This window comes from Rhodococcus sp. FW305-130 (assembly GCF_058788335.1).
The window spans coordinates 3,327-5,217 of record NZ_JBYTAP010000022.1 but is presented as its reverse complement, the minus strand read 5'-3'; the positions used below and the strand labels follow the sequence as shown (position 1 = coordinate 5,217).

The 1,891-nt window shown below is 55.5% G+C and carries 1 rRNA gene (running past one end of the window); it reads right to left on the bottom strand.

Annotation, left to right across the window (positions count from 1 at the left end):
- Nucleotides 1–59: 59 nt before the first annotated feature.
- Nucleotides 60–1,891, bottom strand: a 23S ribosomal RNA gene (locus tag AC3WQS_RS31280); it runs 1,383 nt beyond the window's last position.

Below are 1,891 nucleotides of genomic sequence, written 5' to 3'. Positions count from 1 at the left end.
GTTTCTCATCAGTATCTGTGTGTTGTTTCAGATACCGCACAGTGGACGCGTAGCTTCTTTGTGGTAAGTCCTCGGCCTATTAGTACCAGTCACCTGCATGCATTACTGCACTTCCAGTTCTGGCCTATCAACCCGGTGGTCTGCCGGGGGCCTTACCCCCTCGAGGGGGTGAGAAACCTCATCTTGGAACAGGCTTCCCGCTTAGATGCTTTCAGCGGTTATCCCTTCCGAACGTAGCTAACCAGCGGTGCTCCTGGCGGAACAACTGGCACACCAGAGGTTCGTCCGTCCCGGTCCTCTCGTACTAGGGACAGCCTTCCTCAAGTTTCTAACGCGCGCGGCGGATAGAGACCGAACTGTCTCACGACGTTCTAAACCCAGCTCGCGTGCCGCTTTAATGGGCGAACAGCCCAACCCTTGGGACCTACTCCAGCCCCAGGATGCGACGAGCCGACATCGAGGTGCCAAACCATCCCGTCGATATGGACTCTTGGGGAAGATCAGCCTGTTATCCCCGGGGTACCTTTTATCCGTTGAGCGACACCGCTTCCACTTGCCGGTGCCGGATCACTAGTCCCGACTTTCGTCCCTGCTCGACCTGTCAGTCTCACAGTCAAGCTCCCTTGTGCACTTGCACTCGACACCTGATTGCCAACCAGGCTGAGGGAACCTTTGGGCGCCTCCGTTACATTTTGGGAGGCAACCGCCCCAGTTAAACTACCCACCAGGCACTGTCCCTGAACCAGATCATGGTCCGAGGTTAGAGGTCCAATTCGATCAGAGTGGTATTTCAACAACGACTCCACGATAACTGGCGTCACCGTTTCACAGTCTCCCACCTATCCTACACAAACCGAACCGAACACCAATACCAAGCTGTAGTGAAGGTCCCGGGGTCTTTTCGTCCTGCCGCGCGTAACGAGCATCTTTACTCGTAATGCAATTTCGCCGAGTCTACGGTTGAGACAGCTGAGAAGTCGTTACGCCATTCGTGCAGGTCGGAACTTACCCGACAAGGAATTTCGCTACCTTAGGATGGTTATAGTTACCACCGCCGTTTACTGGGGCTTAAATTCTCAGCTTCGCTCCCGAAGGAACTAACCGGTCCTCTTAACCTTCCAGCACCGGGCAGGCGTCAGTCCGTATACATCGTCTTACGACTTCGCACGGACCTGTGTTTTTAGTAAACAGTCGCTTCTCACTGGTCTCTGCGGCCCCACCCAGCTCAGACAGTAAATGTCGTCACCAGACAGGGCCCCCCTTCTCCCGAAGTTACGGGGGCATTTTGCCGAGTTCCTTAACCATAGTTATCTCGATCGCCTTAGTATTCTCTACCTGACCACCTGTGTCGGTTTGGGGTACGGGCCGTGTGAAAGCTCGCTAGAGGCTTTTCTCGGCAGCATAGGATCACTGAATTCGCCTCAATCGGCTACGCATCACGTCTCAGGCTATGTGTGACCCGGATTTGCCTAGGTCACGCCCTACACGCTTACACCAGTATTACCACTGACTGGCTCAGCTACCTTCCTGCGTCACCCCATCGCTTGGCTACTACCAGATCAGGTCCCATGCATCCACCAACTCGAGACCCGAAGGTCTTCTCGTGGCTTCAGGATGGTTAGTATCACTGATTCACCATGGGCGCGTTCACACGGGTACGGGAATATCAACCCGTTGTCCATCGGCTACGCCTGTCGGCCTCGTCTTAGGTCCCGACTCACCCTGGGCGGATTAACCTGGCCCAGGAACCCTTGGTCATTCGGCGGACGAGTTTCTCACTCGTCTTTCGCTACTCATGCCTGCATTCTCACTCGTGTGGCCTCCACGGCTAGGTCACCCTGCCGCTTCCATGGCCACACGACGCTCCCCTACCCATCCACACACCTGCCAG